The sequence below is a fragment of the Flavobacterium enshiense genome, from assembly GCF_040750275.1.
GTDB classification, from domain to species: Bacteria; Bacteroidota; Bacteroidia; order Flavobacteriales; family Flavobacteriaceae; genus Flavobacterium; species Flavobacterium enshiense_B.
Genome location: NZ_JBDOCV010000005.1, coordinates 20,154 through 40,319, shown reverse-complemented (window position 1 = coordinate 40,319; position 20,166 = coordinate 20,154). Strand labels below are relative to the sequence as shown.

The window sequence follows — 20,166 nt, the reverse complement described above, 5'->3', positions numbered from 1 at the left end:
CACGTGGAACAACTCTCAAAAGCAGCCAATTACGCCTTACGGTTCATCAATCAAACGAACAAATCTATTTTTCTCACGGGAAAAGCAGGTACCGGAAAAACAACCTTACTTAAAGAAATCATTGCTACCACACACAAAAATACCGTTGTGGTCGCACCAACAGGGATAGCCGCGTTGAATGCCGGTGGGGTTACCCTTCATTCCCTTTTTCAATTGCCTTTTGCTGCTTTTATTCCTGATACTAAGGAATTTCCATATTTTTCGGAAACGGTTAAGTTTGAAAATCAGCAATCTTTACTACGTCATTTCAACATGAATGCTACCAAAAAGGCAGTCATCCGGAATATGGAACTGCTGGTAATTGATGAAGTCAGTATGTTGCGTGCGGATATACTGGACGCCATCGATTTTATGATGCGGAAAGTGCGCCGCAATGAACAGGCCTTTGGTGGTGTACAAGTATTATATATAGGAGATTTACTACAATTGCCTCCTGTTGTCAAACAGGAGGAATGGCACGTTTTGAGCAAGTACTATCGGGGTATGTTTTTCTTTCATTCGCATGTGGTACAGCAGTATCCGCCTTTGTATATTGAGTTGGATAAAATTTTCCGCCAAACGGACGATACTTTTATAACGGTACTCAACAATCTGAGAAACAATACAATAACTGTAAACGATCTTCAACTTTTAAACCGTTTTGTACAACCGGGTTTTGACTTCAAAGCGAATGAAGGTTACATTACGTTAACGACACACAATGCCAAAGCCGACGCACTCAATGCGGATTCTTTAGCGGAATTGAAAGGCAAGCCGTTTACTTTTCTGCCGGAAGTGGTGGATGATTTTCCGGAAAAGATTTATCCGGTAGAGGAAAAACTGTTGTTGAAAGTCGGTGCCCAGATCATGTTTGTCAAAAATGACCTTTCGTTTGAAAAGCGTTTTTTTAACGGAAAGATGGGTGTCATCAAATCACTTTCCGAGAATGAAATCATCGTTTATTTTCCGGAAGAACACAAATCCATTGAAGTAGAGCGTTATGAATGGCAAAACATTCGATACAAAGTAAATGAAAACACAAAAGAAATAGAAGAAGAACTCTTAGGCACGTTTACTCATTTTCCGATCAAATTAGCCTGGGCCATCACCGTGCATAAAAGTCAAGGTTTAACCTTTGACAAGGCTGTACTCGATGTATCAAACGTTTTTGCGCCCGGACAAGCCTATGTAGCCTTATCGCGTTTACGTTCCTTAAACGGGCTTATTTTACTATCTCCGCTTAAAATGAATGGCATTTCGTCGGACGAAGATGTTTTGCAGTACGCCACCAACAAAGCCACAACGGAACTTTTACAGCAATCCCTTTCGGTGGAAACCCAAAATTATTTATTTAAATGCCTGATAACCAGTTTTGATTTTAAAAATCTGATTCAGGAATGGCGGAACCATCATTTCAGTTACAATCAGGAAGCTCCGAAATCCCCGAAGCGGAAGCATCAGGATTGGGCCAAAAGTAATGCGGAACGGGTTGCGGCATTAGGCGAGGCTTCCGTAAAATTTCAACATCAACTGCACAAATTATTTGCCGCGGAAACCGTCGATTTTGATTTCATTCGCCAGCGAGTCGAGGCGGCCTATACTTATTTTTTCAAACCTTTAGATGAAGTGGTGGAGGCGCTTTTGCTGAAATTAGAGACAATCAAACGCACCAAAAAAGTTAAAGCGTTTTATGATGAATTACTTCTTTTGGAAGAACTTCAAATTAAAACCGTTTTGCAGCTGAAAAAAGTCCGTCAATTGTTGCAGGTAGTTTCGCAAGGGATGGAAATTTCAAAGGATACGTTGCGTTCGGAAGAAGCCAATCATTACAAAATCAATAAGTTGGTTACCGTTGCCGAACGTTTTCGATCTGAAAATGCAGCTTTGGTTGAGAGCGAAGAAGATGTTTCTTATTACGAAGCACCTAAGAAAAAAGCGAAAGAACCCAAAAAAGCCACGATTGAAGAAACGCTGGAATTGTGGAAACAAAACCTTTCCATTCACGAAATTGCTCAAAAGCGAAAACTCACGCCGGGCACAATTTTCAGTCATTTTACAAAACTGATTCAATTGGAAGCCTTAGGTCTGTCGGATATTTTACCTGAGGATAAAATTGAAGCCCTTCGTCTGGCATTCAAAGATTACAATGGCGAAAGTTTGGGTGAATTGAAAGACCTACACGGTGATACTTTTACTTGGGACGAATTACGATTGTATAAGGCCACGTTATAAAAAAACCGCACATGAGTCGTATGCGGTTTTGTATCTTGAATCATTTTTATAACCAATATACAGCTAAAATAGCGGGTATAAAGTAAATTACAATGGTTCTGGCACCGTCATAATCTTTCGCAATTCGCTGTCCGAAAAGCAGAAATAATAATGTAATGCAGGAAACTACCGCACCGTAATGCCCGATAGTAGTACTCCCGTTGGCGATTAACTGGAAAATGCCTACTACGCATAGCGCTCCGGCAACACTTTCCAACAAGAGTACCAAGCCCAATGAAGCCGGTACTTGGTTTTTGATAAACGTTTGTGAAAAATGTCCTTTTAACCATTCCACGTTGCCTTTCCAATCGGCAATTTTATCGTATCCGGATTGTAAAAACGTGATGGCTAAAAAAGCCAGAATCAATACGCCAAAAAGTTCAGTATTAGTCATGTACATAGTTTTATTTTTTATGAATGAGTCGGGTTAGTTTTATGGATAAGTCGGTTAGTATAATTTTTGCATTGCCGTTGCGCTCGATATGGTAAATCGCATCGGACAATTCCTGGAATATTTCGTTGATGTTGTTGCCGTTTACGAAAGGCGCAAAATTTTCCAATTTGAATTTTTCCACGGTTGGTTCAATGTAAACCAGTGAAGGGGATTGGTAATTCAACAGTAACGCCTGTCGAAACATTTCCACACAATAATGCAAAAACTGTTTCTGGGCTTCCCGTCCGATGCCGGCGATTTCTTCACTCCACGAGGTCAAATCTAAAATCGCGGCAGCATTTCCTTTGGCGCGGAAGGCAGCACGAACCCATTGTACGAACCATTGTTCAAACGGAAATTCGGTGTCGTCTTTCTGTAACAAGTGTAGCGCTCGATTGTAATTGCCCTGCGCCTGATGGGCGAGTTTCATGGCTGCTTTTTCGTCCATGGTTTCACGGGAAACCAAAGCTTCAGCTATGGTGCTTTCCGGTAACCTTTTGAAATCCAAAACCTGACAACGCGATAAAATCGTCTGCATGATGTCGTCCTGATTTTCGGTGATTAAAAGGAAAACGGTTTTTTGGGGCGGTTCTTCCAGGAGTTTCAGCAGTTTGTTCGACGTGGCGATGTTCATTTTGTCGGCCATCCAGATAATCATCACTTTGTACCCGCCTTCGTAGGCTTTTAGTGATAATTTTTTGACGATTTCCTGCGCTTCGTCCACACCAATCTGTCCTTGTTTGTTTTCAATACCAATGAATTTCAACCATTCAAACAAACTGCCATACACATTCTTTGCGATAAACTCGCGCCATTGCGGCAAAAAATTATCGCTGATTGGATGGGATTTCACCTCGCTGTTGGTGGCCACCGGATACACGAAATGCAAATCCGGATGTGAAAAATGTTCGAATTTCAGGTTACAGGCTTCACTACCGCCGGAGTTTTCTCCAGAAACATTGGAGCACAAAATGTAACGGGCATATGCAATGGCCATCGCTAAGGTTCCTGATCCTTCCGGTCCCACAAACAATTGGGCGTGCGGAATACGTCCCGAATCGGCACTTTTGGTCAAATGGCTTTTGAGGTGCTGCTGCCCTAAAATTTTGTGAAATAACATGAAGCAAAGATAACAGAAAGTTCCAAAGATTAAAACCGGATTGTGATTGCGGATTTGCTAAAAAAATCGCTAAAAAAAACGAAAAAAGAGAAAAATACTATATTTGCAGATTAAAGCATAAACAAACAACAAAATAACACCTAATGAAAACCCTCAACGATTTTAATTTTTCCGGTAAAAAAGCCATTATTCGCGTAGATTTTAACGTGCCATTGGATGACAATTTCAAGGTAACCGATGCCACCCGAATTGAAGCGGCAAAACCAACCATTGACAAAATTTTAAAAGATGGCGGCAGTGTTATTCTGATGTCTCACTTAGGTCGACCAAAAGGTGTGGAGGACAAGTATTCGCTCAAGCACATTGTGGCTAAAACAGCTGAAGTATTGGGTGTTCCCGTAAAATTCGCTTCCGACTGTATCGGCGATATTGCCGAAAAAGCAGCTGCGGATTTACAACCGGGCGAAGTATTGCTTTTAGAAAATTTACGTTTTTATGCCGAAGAAGAAAAAGGCGATGTAGCTTTTGCTGAAAAATTAGCTAAGCTAGGTGATATTTATGTAAACGACGCATTTGGAACGGCACACCGAGCGCACGCTTCCACAACGATAATCGCTCAGTTTTTTCCGGAGCACAAATGTTTTGGCATCCTTTTAGCGAAAGAAATCGAGAGCTTAAACAAAGTATTAAATACTTCCGAAAAACCGGTATTGGCGGTTTTGGGTGGCTCAAAAGTTTCGTCTAAAATTACGGTGATTGAGAATGTTCTGGATAAAATCGACCACATGATTATCGGAGGCGGTATGACGTTTACCTTCATCAAAGCGATGGGCGGGAACATCGGAAACTCAATCTGTGAGGACGATAAAATGGCATTGGCCTTAGAAATTTTAGAAAAAGCGAAAGCGAAAAACGTACAGATTCATTTGCCGGTGGATGTAGTGGCAGCCGATGCTTTTTCCAATGAAGCAAATACCCAAATTGTGGACGTAAACAATATTCCGGACGGCTGGCAAGGTTTAGATGTGGGGCCCAAAAGCTTAGAAGCGCTGAAATCGGTTGTAAAAGAGTCCAAAACGATTTTATGGAACGGACCGCTTGGTGTTTTCGAATTGGAAAAATTTGCAGAAGGTACCATTACCCTAGGTAATTTCATCGCAGAAGCAACCAAAAACGGCGCATTTTCGTTAGTCGGAGGAGGTGATTCTGTAGCGGCGGTGAAACAATTTGGTTTAGAACCTAAGATGAGCTATGTTTCCACCGGTGGTGGGGCCATGCTGGAGATGTTGGAAGGGAAAACCTTACCGGGTATTGCAGCCATTTTAAGTTAAAATTGCACTTTTTAACAATATTTTTTGAAATTATAAGTTATAAGCTATTATGTTTGCAACTTTCGTAAGCGATTGAATGATAAAGGATTAAAAAAGAACGCATGAACAAAACAACTGTATTTTCCTTAGTTTTCGGACTATTGACCCTGACGGCTACCGCACAGGAATCAGCCGAGGCTCAAGCGCAAATCAACGAGCTCCCAAAGCTATCGTATCTGGATTCTATTAAGGCAACTTTCGTACACCACGAAACCAGCAATTGCATTGATGAGATGTGGATGAAAGAACTCAGCAATCAGGAACTTTTTGATGATATGCAATCCGATATCGCCAAAGTTGATAAAGGCGAAACGGTAGCCTACGATTTGAGCACCGAAGTTTTAAAAGAACGTCTGGAGAAATTAAACCAGAAATCACCTTTCAACGTGGAATATAATCCTACGGTGGAAAGCGTGATTAAATCATTTTTAAAGAATAGACCGCGTGCTTTCGAACGCATGATGGCCTTGTCGGAATACTACTTCCCGATGTTTGAGGCCAATCTGTCTAAATACGATCTTCCGTTGGAAATTAAATATTTGGCGATTGTGGAATCGGCTTTGAATCCGTTGGCAAAATCTCGAGTAGGAGCCAGCGGTTTATGGCAGTTTATGTACGAAACCGGAAAGCAGTACAACCTGGAGGTGAATTCGTATGTGGACGAGCGTTATGATCCGTTGAAAGCTACGGAAGCGGCATGTCATTATTTCACCAATATGTACCGCATTTTCGGTGATTGGGATTTGGTACTGGCCTCGTACAATACAGGACCGGGTAATATTTCCAAAGCGATTCGTCGCTCCGGAGGGCACACGAATTATTGGAATATCCGCAAGTACATGCATCCTGAAACACAGGGATATTTACCTGCTTTTTACGCGACCATGTATGTGTACGAATACAAGAAAGAACATGGAATCACACCGAAACGTGCCCCGTTAACCTATTTCGAGACGGATACGGTAATGGTAAAAAAACAGATGTCTTTCAAACAAATTTCAGATTTACTGAACATGCCGGAAGAACAGTTGCGTTTTTTAAACCCGATTTACAAGCGCAGTGTTGTGCCGTTTGTTTCTGATAAACCACATTACATCCGTTTACCGAAGGATAAATTAGCGATTTTTACCTCTAATGAAGAAAAAGTCTATGCGTATATTAACTATGAAGACAGTAAACGCGAAAGACAGATTTTTAAAGTCAGAAAACCTAAAACTGTTATCGATTCGACACAGACGGCCTTGGCATCAAACGATAGCGAAGCGGATTCAGAGGAAGAAACAGTAACCCGTTCGGTAAAAAAACTAAAAACAAAATACTATACAGTAAAGCGCGGTGACAACCTTTCTGAAATTGCAGACAAGAATAATGTTAGCATGACAGAGCTGAAAAAATGGAATAAAATACAAGGTTCAGGAATTAACGCCGGTCAAAAGCTGAAAATAAAGTACGAGTCGACTGTAGTGGTTGCGGATCGAGTAACGAAGAAGAAAAAAGCCGATACCCTTAAGGTTTCCCAACCTATTGTAAAGGCTGATGAAATTAAAGAAGTGAGGGAGCAGAAAGAGGCTGTAACCGATGTGATGCATGTGGTAGAGAAAGGTGATAATTTAACCCAGATTGCCCAAAAACACAATGTAACGGTAGCACAGTTGAAAGAGCTTAATAAACTGGAAAACGAAAACCTGCAGTTAGGACAAAAGCTAATCGTTAAAGCGTTAGAGAATGAGGCTGTAACCGATGCTGAAACGGCAAAAGAAGTGGCTAAAAAAGAACAGCGCAAACGAGAATATGCGAAAATCAAAGAATATGTTGTGAAAAAAGGAGATTCTTTGATAAGTATTTCTAAAGATCATCCGGGCAGTTCGGTGGCGGAAATTAAAAAGCTGAACAACATCAATGGAGACAACATCCAACCGGGGCAAAAGCTAAAAATTAAAGGATAATTTACTAAATTCGCTTTTCAAACCTTTACCGTGAGAAAAGCGAATTTTTTTTTCGGCCTGTTGGCAGCAATGCTTTTGGTTTCCTGTTGGAAAGACGCTGAGCAGAGTCATAAGATTTTGCCAGTCTCAACAGGTAAGATCAATACGGTTTCCGTAGTTATCGATGACGTGCTCTGGAACGGTGAGATAGGGGACACCCTGCGAAAAAAACTAGCGGCTCCTGTAGACGGGCTCCAAGAGGAAGAACCGCTTTTTACCATCAATCAGTTTTCGCCTAAAATTTTCGATGCTTCGGTAAAACTCAGTCGGAACATCATTGTGATTTCCAAATCCGACCAGAACGAGTTTAAACACGTGGAAAACCAATATGCTACACCGCAAAATGTGTTCTACATATCTGGTTACTCACTTCGGGAAATCATCGCCATATTAGAGTTGCATGCCAGTACTTTGGTAAGCAGTTTAAAATTTTACGAAATTATCGAAAACCAACGCCTCAATGCTGCGTCTCTGTTTAATGACAAACGCGTTAAGGATCATTTCGGTTTTACGTTTCAGGTGCCGATTGATTTTTCGTATGCTATTCGCAAGAAGGATTTTTTATGGCTCAAGCGTGATATTCCCTCCGGTAATTTGAATTTGTTAGTGTATGATGTGCCGATATCAGCCATAGGCATCAATAACGAAAGGGTTGCGAGTATTGTCCGTATTCGGGATTCTGTAGGGAAGAAATATGTAAAAGGGTTGACGGATCATGCCGGTATGATTACAGAGGAGAGTTATGCTCCTTATTTGTCTCAAGTTAGGATTGACGACCGTTTGGCTTTTGAAACCCGGGGCACTTGGGAACTCGAAAATGGTTTTATGAATGGACCTTTCCTGAATTATGCCATTGAGGATAAGCCCAACCATCGTTATATCATCGTGGAAGGTTTTGTATATGATCCTTCGAATGCGAAACGCGACCTGATTTTCGAACTGGAAGCGATTATTAAATCAATTCAATTTCTTAATTCTAAAAAGTAATGAAGCCGGAATTCAAAATAAAGCCTTTTAAGGCCTTATCTTTAACAGAACTGTATCAAATATTACAATTGCGCTCAGAAGTCTTTGTAGTGGAGCAAAATTGCGTTTATCAGGATATAGACGGCAAGGACGCGAAAGCGTTACACGTTTTAGGCATGCATGAAGGTGTTTTGGTGGCTTATGCACGACTTTTTATGTCGGGCGATTATTTTGAGCAGGCATCCATTGGACGGGTAATTGTAAAACCGTCTTTCCGGGATAAGAAATGGGGCCATGATCTGATGCAGGAAGCAATAAAAGGAATCCTGGAACACTACGGTGAAACCAAGATCACCATATCTGCCCAACTGTATTTGAAGAAATTTTATGAAAGCCACGGTTTTGTGCCAACCAGCGAAACGTATCTGGAAGACAACATTCCGCACATCGAAATGAAACGCGGCTAGTTATTCAATGCTGGTAATGCAGATTTCCACGCGTTTGTTGTTGCGTTCTTTTTCGCCTTCCAACGGAAAATCTCGTCCATAGCCTTTGTACGTCATGCGTTCTTCCGGAATGCCATTAGCGATTAGATAAGCAAAAATTGCTTTGGCACGCGCTTCAGACAAATTGCTGATCCCGGTATCTTCATCAACGGCATCGCGAAAATAATCGGTGTCGATACAGCACACATGGCCTTGAATCTGAAATTTGAAATTCGGGTTCTTACGCAATTCCTGTAAAAGTTTGTCCAGTTGTTTTTCGGATTTTCGCAACAGCACGGCACGACCTCCTTCAAAATACAAATCTTTAAGTTTGATAATGTCTCCGACTTTCAGGGGTTTGTCTTCAAAGGTTTTTAGACGCAACTGACGGTTTTCCAAATCTACTTTACTCGGTAGGGAATCCGGTTTACTCAAATCGATATAGTCGTTGTGAAAGTATTCCAGATAAATGTCCACACGGCGGTTTAGGGTTCGGGTGGCATCCAATTCGTCCGAGTTCAATTCGGTAATACGCAAATCGATTTTCCCTTTTCCTTCTACGTTTTTCTGTTTAGAAGCTATTTCTTCCAGGATGTCTTCTACCGTTTTGGCTCTTCTTTGGGAAAGTAAACGGTTATATTCTATACTTCCGCGATCGTCGCAAAAACCTTCCAATCCGATGGATAGGATAACAATGTTCCCCAGGCTCTTAACATAATCCTTAAGTTTTGTGTCTTCTACGTCGGTAAGTTTGTGCTTGTCAAAGTCGAAGTACACGGAGTACTTGTCGATTTTTACCTTAGTCAATTCCTGCTGAGCGAAACCCAGCGAAATCCATAAAAGTAGCAGGAAAGTATAGCAATGCTTCATAAGCTCTTAAATCTTTGTGATCAAAAATTCCACCCTTCTGTCTTGTTCGGCACCGTTTCCTAAAGGCTGCGTATTGCCATAACCTCTGAATGTCATGCGTTTTTTTTCAATTCTTTTGGCTACAAGATACTTATAAACCGCTTGTGCTCGGTTATGTGATAAGGCTCTTTTTTTAGTGTCTTTGTCAATCGCTTCTTTTTGAAAGGTCGGGGTACAACAAATATGCCCCTGAATCTCAAAATGCATGTTCTTGTATTTGTGCAGAAAACGGGCGATACGGTCCAATTCCACACGGGCTTTGTGGGTTAAAACACTACGGCCTTTATCGAACAGAATTTTATCGAAACAGATACGGTCTCCCACCACCACGTCGCTTTTTAAATCGTTGTAAACACCAGGTATGGGTACAATCGGAGCCGGTTTGAAATTCATCAGCACATCGACACGACGGTTTTTTTGGCGTACTTCCGGAAGGTTTTCGATGATGTCGTCTTCGATTAAAACACGTCCCTTACCTTCAATGGTTACAATAATTTTATTTTTAATGCCTTTTTCAATCAATTTGTTTTTGATGGTAGTGGCACGATTGTTTGACAATTTGTAGTTGTAGGCATCTTTGCCGCGATCGTCGCAATAGCCATAAATTTGGATGCTTTCGATGCGTGTCGTGTCAATACCGCTTACGAAGGCCACTACATCGTTGGCTTGCTTTTCGTCTAAATTAAATTTATCGAACTCAAAGTAAACCGAATGCACAACCTCCTCCTGAGCATTGGCCAGGTTGCATAGCAAAAGAAAAAGAAAAAGAATTTTTTTCATTATTAATGATGGGATCGGGGTTCGTTAATTCGGTGCAGGTTAATTTCATCTGGCGGGTGAATTACAATTGGATACTGTTCGACTTTCACCGAGCTGCTGTCCAATCCAAAGGCTTGCTCTTCAGATAAACTGATTTTTTTAAGCAGATAGTAAATATCCAGAATAATGCGTTCATGCCAAGGGAAATCATTGTCGTATGAAAGAAATTTTTCGATCAGTACGAATTTGAAATCACCAATAACGTTGTTTCGGTTTAAGGATTCGTAACGGCTGGTAATATCCACCTCACCGTTTTTCACCATATCCTGTACTACTTTTTTAAACAACAGGTTGATACGCGGCGCGACACGGAAACCTAAATAGAAATCTACGCGGATGATATCGTCTTTTATGATCTCGCGAACACGGTATTCCATTTCATACGGTTCATCGGTAACGTTAACGTGTACAAACCAGTAAATATCAGCGCGTTTCGGTCTTTTTTGTAAGATGGAATACACCACTTTCGATTCGATTTCATCCCCATGGCTGGCGTTGGTTAAGTAGACCAAATGCGTAGCGTATTTTGGGATGGAAAGATCGTTGCTTAAATCGGAAATAACGTTTTTGAAATTGTCGAGTTTTACAAATTCGGTATAATCTTTTCGGATTTTTTTAGCGGTAAACCAAATCACCATCACAAAAGCCAGGAAGCCGGCAATGAAAACCGAAACATAACCACCATGGGAGAATTTCTCGATGTTGGCCATGAAGAACGATATTTCGATTGACAGGTAGACCAACAAGACCAAAACGATGAAAATGGGGTTGTAGCGTTTTAAAACCATGAAGAAGCCCAGTAAAATTGTGGTCATGATCATGCACAGTACAATAGCTAAACCATAGGCCGCTTCCATGTTTCCGGATTCTTCAAAATGCAGTACGATGAATACACATCCAATGAACAACAACCAGTTGATCGACGGGATGTACAATTGTCCTTTTAATTCCGTTGGATATTTTACACGTACTTTTGGCCAGAAATTCAAACGCATCGCTTCACTGATCAACGTAAAAGATCCGCTGATTAAAGCTTGGGAAGCAATTACCGCAGCAGCAGTAGCAATCGCAATTCCGAACGGTAAAAACCAATCCGGCATCACCAGGTAAAACGGGTTACCGGGGTTGCTGGCAGTTCCGCTTAAATCGGTTAAAGTTTGTCCTTGATGTTCTATTAGATAGGCACCTTGTCCGAAGTAATTCAATACCAACATCGACTTCACAAAAATCCAACTAATCCGAATATTCTTGATACCGCAATGCCCTAAATCGCTGTACAAAGCTTCCGCTCCGGTGGTACAAAGGAATACATAGCCTAAGACATAAAACCCTTCATGGTGTACCTGCAACAAGTGTACGGCATAGTAAGGATTCAGCGCTTTAAGAATTTCGATATTACCAACTAAATGGATGACACCGAGTGTTCCCAACATTCCAAACCACAGTAACATCATCGGCCCGAAAAACTTTCCGACTAATTTGGTTCCGAAGCGCTGGATGAAAAACAGTACGAATAAAATTCCAATTACGATGGGAATGGTGTTCAGTTCCGGATTGTAGGTTTTAAGTCCTTCAATAGCAGAGGAAACCGAAATGGGCGGGGTGATGATTCCGTCGGCCAATAAGGCACTTCCTCCTATAATAGCCGGTACAATTAACCAGCGCTTTTTTAATTTTTTAACCAGGGTGTACAGTGAGAAAATTCCGCCCTCACCTTTGTTGTCTGCACGAAGCGTTAAAATCACGTATTTGAAAGTGGTTTGCAGGGTCAGGGTCCAGAAGATACAGGAGATCGCTCCCAATACCACATCATAATCGATTGCCTGTTTGCCGACAATGGCTTTCATTACGTAAAGCGGAGAGGTACCAATATCTCCATAGATAATTCCAAGGGTAACAATTAAACCGCCTAAAGTAACTTTATTCAGGTGGTTACTACTGTGTGAACTCACGTTTCAAAAATTTTAATTATCACAAAATTATCATAAAAATGTTATGACATTTTATAATTGACTGAATTTATTTTTTAATTATTTTATTATACTCGGCACTGTTGGTCAAAATGGCCTGTGCTTTTGCAATTTCAGGATTGTTTTTGGTATAGTATACGTAAAGTCCTTCGCGGTATTGGTAGCGTTTGATGACTTCATCCTGAATCAGGTTTTTGATTTCCGTTTTGTTCTTTTCCAGTTCTTTTTCTTCGGTACGCTGCAAAGCACTTAGCAGTTGTTGGTATTCGGCTGCGATGCTTTCGTTGATTTTCTCTTTTTTGGCAGCTTCAAGTGTTTTCTTAAGTGCCAATTCCGTTTCTGTATCCAATTGGAAATTCTCTTTTTTCAGGAAGGTTTTAAAGCTAGCAAAATCGGTGTCGGTAATCGTAGGAATGGTGTTGTTCGGGTTCGGATTTTTATAATAATAATCCGTTACGAAGTTGAAAATCCCATCACTTTTTACCAAAGCCGCTGCAATGGTGCTTTGTTTGGATTCTGCCAATTCGATATCCGGCTGGATACCTCCACCGTCATATACTGTTCGGCCTTTTTTGGTTTTGAAAGCGTTGTAATTTTTAGCTTCGGTACGTACTGCCTTCCCGTCTTTGTCTTTATGGGCATAATCTAAGGCCTGAATACATCTTCCGGATGGGGTGTAATACCTTGAAATCGTTACTTTTACCTGTGTGCCGTAGGATAAATCCAAAGGACGCTGTACCAAACCTTTCCCGAAACTACGGGTTCCCACGATTACCGCGCGATCTAAATCCTGAAGCGCACCGGCCACAATTTCGGAAGCTGACGCACTTTTTCCGTCTACCAAAACAGCCAACGGTATGTCCAGATCAATCGGATTGCGTTGGGTTTTATAGGTATTGTTGTGTTTTTCGTTTTTCGATTTGGTTGTTACAATGATTTCATTCTGCGGCACAAATAAATTGCAGATGTTCACCGCTTCATGCAGTAAGCCTCCCGGATTACCGCGTAAATCCAATACAATTTTTGTTGCGCCTTCGCTTTTCAGTTTCAGTAAGGCATCTTTTACTTCAGAAGACGCTTTGGTGTTAAACTGGCTCAGCACAATATAGCCGGTGGTTTTGTCCGACAACATCGCAAAATAAGGAACCGCTTTCACATCCACTTCATCCAGTACGATTTGCGTGGAAAGCAATTTACCCTGACGCTTGTATTTGATATCGACTTTCGTGTTTTTCACCCCGCGCAACAGCGTTCCGGCATCTTCTTTGAAGTCCACCAGATTCACATCGCCAATCTGTACGATTTCATCGCCGGCTTTTAAACCCGCTTTATCGGCCGGGAAATTTTTGTAAGGTTCTACGATGATTAATCGACCATCTTTTCGGTTGATCATGGCACCAATGCCGGTATATTCGCCGGTAGAATTGATTTTAAAACGTACCACATCCTGTTCGTTGAAGTAATTGGTGTACGGATCCAGATCGGCCAGCATGCTTTTAATGGCCTTGTCCATCATTTCACCGGGATTTACTTCATCGACATAATTCTGGTTGACGGTTTTGAACATCGTGGTAAAAATTTCCAGCTGTTTGGCGATCTCAAAGAAATCCTGCTGAAAACTTACCCCGACAAACAGAAATCCACCCGCAAGAACAGGTAATACGTATCTTTTTTTGACTGCTGACAACATTTTTTAGGCGGTTTTTTTCTTAAATCGTCTTCGGAGGAAAACGATCAGTATAACGAAAATAAGAATAAAAGGCCAAATGTTGAGTATTCCCAAAAAGAAAGTTGCAATATTGTTAAAACCGTCTTTCATCGCATTTCCCATTTTTCCGAAATAGGAGACTGTAGCGCCGCTTTCCGACGGATTGTTAGTGTACATTTCCAGATGAATGGTACTCATCGCTACCTGATGCTGCAGATATTTTAAACGCCCTTCTTTAGCTTCGATTTCTTCCCGAATTTTGGATAATTCCCGTTCGATTTCTAGCATTTCCGAAACCTTGTTGGCTTTGCTGAGCAGTTCGAAATATCTTTTTTCCAGTATTTTTTTTGCTTTCAGACGGGCTTCCACATCAACATATTCTTCGGTAACATCTTCGGCGGATATTTCCTTGCGGTCAAAATGTTTTACGCCCTGGCTGATATCGGCAATGAAAGCATCAAAGGACGCATTCGGAACCCGGACGGTAACATTTCGATAAGAGGAAGCGTAGTCTTTTCCGGAATCGTCGTTTTGTATCGAAGCTTTGTGTTTGACCAGCGCCTTTTGAATCTGCAGAAAAGATTCGTTAAGATCAGCAGTTTCGAAGCGTAATGTGCCGGTTTTAATGATTTTAGGCGTAACAGTGGTTTGATCGGGTGAAGACACAACAGCGGCATCAGAATCGGTTAGTTCGGCGACGTCATAAGCAGCTTCAACAGCCTCTTCTTTAGGTGGGGGAGCCATCAATTCTGTACTGACAATTTTGTCGTCTTGAGTTTCGGAGGATTTATTGCAGCCCTGCAGCACGGTCAATAAAGTCGTGTAAAATAAGATCAGTCTCATAAGCTTTTGGTTTTCAAAACATAACGCAAAAGCCCAATCAAAAAGTGTTTTTATTCAGAAATTATTTATCGTCTTTGGGTTGTGTCTCTGCAAATTTCTGAAAGAGCTGTTGGGTTTTTTCGAAAATTTCCTGATACGAAAGCCTTTCTTTGGTTTGGTACAAAAACATAAAAGCGTGCGGCTGTGTCAAATCGTCCGCTATAAGAGCTTTATTCAGACGGTAGCATTCGCGAAGCACTCTCTTGAAGTAGTTCCGGTCAACGGCTTTTTTGAAATATTTTTTAGATACCGAAACGCCAAATTTCAGGGGTTCCTTTTCATCGGGAATCGGCACGTACACCAAACGCAACGGATATTTCGATACTGATTTGCCTTGGGAGAACATCAAATCGATGGTGGTTTTGCTTTTCAGCTTTTCGTGCTTTGGATAGGTGTTTTTCATGTGTGGGCAAAGGTACAAAGTTTTACAGAAATCCTTAAAACAGTTATATAAATTACGTTTCAATGGAAATAAAAGCGGCTTGTCGATTAATTGCCAAGACATCTTTAAAATCACGTAACTTTAAAAGAAACTAGTTCTATGAAGGGAAGGTTTGTTTTTTTTATGTTGTTTTATGTGTTTCAATGTTCTACAGCTCAAAGCAATGATAAGCCTTATGGATTAGGCTTCAGCTATGGCTTCGGCGATGAAATCCGAAGGAAAGATTATACCTTTCGCAATCAATTTGTAAAAATGCAGTTTGATTACCGGTTTAAAAACGGGAAGTACCTGAAGTATGCAATGGTCGTTCAGCCGGAGTTGAATTTTGGAGAACATCAGTTGCTTAACAAATATTTCGTTCAGCCGGACGAGCCCAATTATGAAGCGTTACGGGAGGAATACACCCAAATTAAAAATGTACGCGAATACATTCTGAATCTTGGATTGCTGGTTCGAAAGCCCTTGGGTAAATCGTTTAGTGTTTATCTGCTGGGCAGTATTGGTCCGATGGTAACCGATACCCGTACAGAGCGGCTTTCCAAAGGTTTTGCTTTTTCCGATGTGATTGCCTTGGGGTTTTCGGTAAAAACGGCCGATGCTTATTTTGATATCCGGCCAAGCTTACGCCATGTTTCCAACGGAGGGCTTCAGTCGTCCAATGCGGGTTTTAACACCCAGAATATCGAAATTTGTATGCTGTTTGATTTGTAAATTTTTAAAGATGATAAAAAAAGGCTGCTTCGGCGCGATATTGATTTTCATAGCTTTGTCTTGTGGTAACAGCAATACCCTTGTTTCCGCAAAACAATCGGACGATTGTATGCAGCGACTCATTGCAATTGACGATTCATTGGGGAAAATCCGCAACCGGCAATGTATGGAATTGTCCCTGAGTGAAACCATACAAAAGTATGCCGAAGCCATGAAAACCATTGAGACGCAACATTGTCCAAACGAATTGGTGGTGGCTTATCGTTCGCATCGGGAAGCGTGGGAAGCCATGCTTGAAGTCACGGATAATTACCCCAATTTACGCGGAGAAATGCATGTGCTGTTCAAAGAATTGGAACAAAGCAACGATCAAGTACTCTTTAAAAAGCGTCTGGATGCCATTTGGTCAACCTGGGCGGATGTGGAAAAGTTTGCACCAAAATAAAAGCTGCCTTTTCAGACAGCTTTCGGTTTATTTCTTGTAGACGTTATTGGTTTTGTTTATATCGGCCATGAGTTCACTCGGATCGATCACAATGGCTTTGATACTGGCTTTGGGTTTTCCGAGGATCACTTCAAACGTCGGATACGCCCAATCCCAACCTTCCGTTACTGTACGTTTTACAGCAGGATACGGATTGTCTTTAGACCAGCGCATCAGGGTTTGTGGGATGTACATCGTTTCTATGGAATCGTCTTCATAAACCACTAAAATTTCCAACGGCATGGGCATCCTTCCGATGCGCTCCAGTGTTAGTCTGGTGTTGCTCCCGTTTTCTTCCACGGTTTTAATGCCGTAGTCGATGGTATTGGTGGTTTGCGTCCATTCTGTTAAATACCAGTCTAAATTCGCTCCCGTAACGCGTTCTGCTGTTTTTTTGATGTCGTTAGGCGTTGGATGGGTGAATTTGTAATCACTGTAATACTTTTTCATCGTTTTTAAAAGGTTTTCTTTCCCGATGAGGTATTCCAGTTGCGAAAGGAAAATATTTCCTTTGCTGTAGGCCTGAATGCTGTACGGACGGTTTTCGTCGTAACGGTCGGCATGGGTGCCTTGCGGTTGTTCTTTTCCGGATTTCACCAACGAATAGTAACCGGCATAGGAATCTGCATGTGGGTTTTCCACTTTTTTCTCGGCAATTTCATTCAAGCCGTAGTTTTCCAGCCACGTGGTGAAACCTTCATCCATCCAGCTGTGTTTTGCTTCATTGGAAGCTAAAACGTGCTGAAACCAGGAGTGTGCCATTTCATGGGCCGTTACACCTAACAAACCTTCGAAAGTACCTTCGCCTAAAATCAGGGTACACATGGCATATTCCATACCGCCGTCACCGCCTTGAATAACAGAGTATTGCTGGTAAGGATATTTTCCAACTGTAGTGTTGTAAACGTTCATCAAGGCTGCCGTTTTAGGCTGTAGATTTTTCCAGTTTTCGAGGATCTTCGGATTGTTTTTGTATAGGAAATGCAACGTTACTCCGTCTTCCGTCTGAAGTTTATCGTGAATATAGTCTTTATCTGCCGCCCAGGTGAAATCGTGCACATTAGGCGCGATAAAGTGCCAGGTTAAGGTTTTCTGTTTTTTCGGAACGATTACATTCACGCCGGTATCCTGATAATTGAAGCCGATTTGATTGCCGTTTTGCAAGTATCCGGTTCCTCCCAAAACATATTTTTTATCGATGGTGATCTTTACATCAAAAGTACCCCAAACGCCATGGAATTCACGAGCAATATAAGGATCGGCCTGCCAGCCTTCAAAATCGTATTCTGCCAATTTCGGATACCATTGTGCCATTGACAGTTCCACGCCCTCTTTGTTGTTGCGTCCGGAACGGCGGATTTGTAGGGGAACCTGTCCGTCAAAATCCAAGGTGAACGTTGTGGATGTTTTGGGTAATAAAGGTTTTGCCAGCGTTACTTCCAGAATAGTGCCGACTGTTTTGTTTGTTGCGGCAATACCGTCCTGTTTGAAATTGGTGATTTTTAAATAGCCGATTTCGTTTGGTTTTAAGGCTGCAATCCTGCTTTCTTTTACTTCTTTGTCTCCAACTTTTACTTTGGTCACCATACGCCCGTCAGGATCTTTAATAGACTTGATTCGGGCATCCATCGCACTGTTCGGTTGAAACGCATTGTTGAACAAGTGATAGTATACACGACGCAGCGTATCCGGTGAATTATTCGTGTACACCAGAGTCTGTTTTCCTTTGTATTGGTAGGTTTTCACATCCATGGCCACTTCCATTTTGTAATCGGCGTGTTGTTGCCAATAGCCAGGATTCGGGTTCTGTTGTGCCAGTAATCCGCAAGGGATTAAAAGCGAAAGTAAAAGCTGTTTTTTCATTATTGTTTAAATAAAAAGGAAGGGAAAACATCCCTTCCGAATTATACAGGTTTCAAATATAATTATTTTTTAGCCATTTTCTCTGCCAGTAACAAAGCGTTGTAAGCATTTACAATTTTTCCGGATTTGGAAGTTTCGTTAAATGGTTTCGCATCTTTGCTTTCCCCTACGGTTACTTTCTGTGTCAAAGTAGTTCCGGATTCCATCAAGATCTGTTTTACCTGAGTTGCAGTAAGTTTCGGATAATACGAACGGATTAATGCCGCTACACCGGCGGCATTTGGAGAAGCCATCGAGGTTCCCTGCAAATACTGATACGTGTTGCTTGGTGTGGTCGCGTAAATTTGTTCACCCGGCGCGTAAATGTCTACGCTGTTTTTTCCGTAGTTCGAAAATCCGGCTACCATTTCGGAACCGTAATTGGGCGTAAGAGCACCAATAATCAAGACATTGTTGGATACTTCCGGTTGGTTGTTGTACGAGTCGGTAGGATATTTGTTAATCACATCCAAATCATACGAATCGTTACCGGCGGCAAAAATAACCAAGACGTCTTTAGAAGCCGCGTATTTAATCGCGTCGTGTACCCATTCCGGGTGAGTCGAATAGTATTTTCCAAAACTTCCGTTGATGACTTTTGCACCATTATCGGCTGCGTAACGAATAGCTAAAGCGATATCTTTATCGTATTCATCACCATCGGGAACAGCGCGAACAGCCATGATCTTAACGTTGTTGCTGGCCACACCGTCACCTCCAATTTTGTTGTTACGGGTCTGTGCGATGATGCCGGCTACGTGGGTTCCATGTTTCGCACCTTTTTTCTCCGGGCCGATTACGTTATTATTCCCGTATTTTTTGTCATTGATATCATTTGGATTGTCGCCCACTGCTTTTCTTCCGTCAAATTCCGTGTTCAGATGGTAATTTAATTGTCCGTACACATGGTCTTTGTATTCTCCGATTTCCTTGTCGAATTCTTCTTTAGAAGTTTGGGATAAAATCTGCATCATCATCCCTTTGTATTGCAATAAGGCAGGGTCGGTAGTTTCGATTTTCTTTACATCATCTAAGGTGTAATTTTTCTTTTTCAGATGATCGGCAATGGCTTTATCACCCGCCGTAATGAAATCCACCTGCATTTTACCCTGATTGGCTTCCGCCATATCTTTCTCATGCTCTGCTTTAGCTCTTTGATACGTTGCGGAACCGTCGTTGCCTTTTTTCAGGATACGGACATATTCCATGTTTTCGTGATCGGAATTCCCTAAGAAGTTCCAACCGTGGATGTCGTCAATGTAACCATTGTTGTCGTCGTCTTTTCCGTTACCGACAATTTCTTTAGGATTCGACCAAATAGCCGGTTTCAGATCTTCGTGTTCGATATCGATTCCGGAATCAATTACGGCTACAGTAACCGTGCTTCCTTTTTTTCCTTTCAGCAATTGTGAATAGGCCTTGTCCACACTCATACCTGGAATAGTGTCTTTCCCTAAGTCAAGATGGCTCCAGCGTTTTAAGTCATTTTCAGCAATTTTGCCAACTTTCATCGGCATTTTGTCGATATTTTCAGTAGGTGTGGTCACCATTTTTTGGGTTCCGCAGCTGGCTAAAGCTAAGGCTAGTGCAGCACACAGATAGTGTGTTTTTAGTACATTCATAATCATTTCGTTATTTGATAATAAATAATAGGTCTAAAGTATTGCAAA

General features: G+C 41.5%; 17 protein-coding genes. 7 read left to right on the top strand and 10 right to left on the bottom strand.

Annotated elements, in window-relative coordinates:
- Positions 1-3: 3 nt before the first annotated feature.
- Positions 4-2,271, top strand: coding sequence for a helix-turn-helix domain-containing protein (locus tag ABGT15_RS09305; RefSeq protein ID WP_367231145.1), 2,268 nt, complete (start codon positions 4-6; stop codon positions 2,269-2,271).
- A gap of 46 nt (positions 2,272-2,317) precedes the next feature.
- Here ABGT15_RS09305 and ABGT15_RS09300 read toward each other — a convergent pair whose 3' ends face one another.
- Positions 2,318-2,704, bottom strand: coding sequence for a DoxX family protein (locus ABGT15_RS09300; RefSeq protein WP_367231144.1), 387 nt, complete (start codon positions 2,702-2,704; stop codon positions 2,318-2,320).
- 10 nt (positions 2,705-2,714) lie between these two features.
- Positions 2,715-3,863: an ATP-binding protein gene (locus tag ABGT15_RS09295; RefSeq protein WP_367231143.1), complete on the bottom strand. Its 1,149-nt coding sequence runs from the start codon at positions 3,861-3,863 to the stop codon at positions 2,715-2,717.
- A 143-nt stretch (positions 3,864-4,006) separates the two neighbouring features.
- Between ABGT15_RS09295 and ABGT15_RS09290 the strand changes: the two genes are divergently transcribed.
- From ABGT15_RS09290 to ABGT15_RS09275, 4 genes are all read left to right on the top strand, one after another.
- Positions 4,007-5,194: a phosphoglycerate kinase gene (locus ABGT15_RS09290; protein WP_367231142.1), complete on the top strand. Its 1,188-nt coding sequence runs from the start codon at positions 4,007-4,009 to the stop codon at positions 5,192-5,194.
- 101 nt (positions 5,195-5,295) lie between these two features.
- Positions 5,296-7,179, top strand: coding sequence for a LysM peptidoglycan-binding domain-containing protein (locus tag ABGT15_RS09285; protein WP_367231141.1), 1,884 nt, complete (start codon positions 5,296-5,298; stop codon positions 7,177-7,179).
- A 30-nt stretch (positions 7,180-7,209) separates the two neighbouring features.
- Complete coding sequence (locus ABGT15_RS09280) at positions 7,210-8,205, top strand: DUF4837 family protein (protein ID WP_367231140.1); 996 nt, start codon at positions 7,210-7,212, stop codon at positions 8,203-8,205.
- Positions 8,205-8,651 (top strand): GNAT family N-acetyltransferase, encoded by a 447-nt coding sequence (locus ABGT15_RS09275; RefSeq protein ID WP_367231139.1) that lies wholly within the window; start codon positions 8,205-8,207, stop codon positions 8,649-8,651. Before ABGT15_RS09280 ends, ABGT15_RS09275 begins: the two co-directional genes overlap by 1 nt.
- Here ABGT15_RS09275 and ABGT15_RS09270 read toward each other — a convergent pair whose 3' ends face one another.
- The 6 genes from ABGT15_RS09270 to rnpA form a co-directional block, all read right to left on the bottom strand.
- Entirely contained in the window at positions 8,652-9,539 is an 888-nt protein-coding gene (locus ABGT15_RS09270; protein ID WP_367231138.1) for an OmpA family protein, read from the bottom strand.
- A 6-nt stretch (positions 9,540-9,545) separates the two neighbouring features.
- On the bottom strand, positions 9,546-10,358 hold the full coding sequence (locus ABGT15_RS09265; RefSeq protein ID WP_367231137.1) for an OmpA family protein: 813 nt from the start codon (positions 10,356-10,358) through the stop codon (positions 9,546-9,548).
- A 2-nt stretch (positions 10,359-10,360) separates the two neighbouring features.
- On the bottom strand, positions 10,361-12,349 hold the full coding sequence (locus ABGT15_RS09260) for a KUP/HAK/KT family potassium transporter (protein ID WP_367231136.1): 1,989 nt from the start codon (positions 12,347-12,349) through the stop codon (positions 10,361-10,363).
- Positions 12,350-12,416: 67 nt separating this feature from the next.
- The gene (locus ABGT15_RS09255; RefSeq protein ID WP_367231135.1) at positions 12,417-14,057 is read right to left on the bottom strand and encodes a S41 family peptidase; all 1,641 of its coding nucleotides are present in this window, start codon (positions 14,055-14,057) and stop codon (positions 12,417-12,419) included.
- A 3-nt stretch (positions 14,058-14,060) separates the two neighbouring features.
- Positions 14,061-14,918 (bottom strand): DUF4349 domain-containing protein, encoded by an 858-nt coding sequence (locus tag ABGT15_RS09250; protein ID WP_367231134.1) that lies wholly within the window; start codon positions 14,916-14,918, stop codon positions 14,061-14,063.
- 61 nt (positions 14,919-14,979) lie between these two features.
- Entirely contained in the window at positions 14,980-15,360 is a 381-nt protein-coding gene (gene rnpA / locus ABGT15_RS09245; protein WP_367231133.1) for a ribonuclease P protein component, read from the bottom strand.
- A 138-nt stretch (positions 15,361-15,498) separates the two neighbouring features.
- Here rnpA and ABGT15_RS09240 point away from each other — a divergent pair, with 138 nt between their 5' ends.
- Together ABGT15_RS09240 and ABGT15_RS09235 are read left to right on the top strand one after the other, a co-directional pair.
- Positions 15,499-16,110: an acyloxyacyl hydrolase gene (locus ABGT15_RS09240; RefSeq protein ID WP_367231132.1), complete on the top strand. Its 612-nt coding sequence runs from the start codon at positions 15,499-15,501 to the stop codon at positions 16,108-16,110.
- Positions 16,111-16,120: 10 nt separating this feature from the next.
- Complete coding sequence (locus ABGT15_RS09235) at positions 16,121-16,555, top strand: hypothetical protein (protein WP_367231131.1); 435 nt, start codon at positions 16,121-16,123, stop codon at positions 16,553-16,555.
- Positions 16,556-16,582: 27 nt separating this feature from the next.
- Here the strand turns inward: ABGT15_RS09235 and ABGT15_RS09230 are convergent, their stop codons facing one another.
- Together ABGT15_RS09230 and ABGT15_RS09225 are read right to left on the bottom strand one after the other, a co-directional pair.
- Entirely contained in the window at positions 16,583-18,457 is a 1,875-nt protein-coding gene (locus ABGT15_RS09230) for a M1 family metallopeptidase (RefSeq protein ID WP_367231130.1), read from the bottom strand.
- A 62-nt stretch (positions 18,458-18,519) separates the two neighbouring features.
- A complete protein-coding gene (locus tag ABGT15_RS09225; protein ID WP_367231129.1) occupies positions 18,520-20,118 on the bottom strand; it encodes a S8 family peptidase in 1,599 nt (532 codons plus the stop codon).
- Between the last annotated feature and the right edge of the window lie 48 nt (positions 20,119-20,166).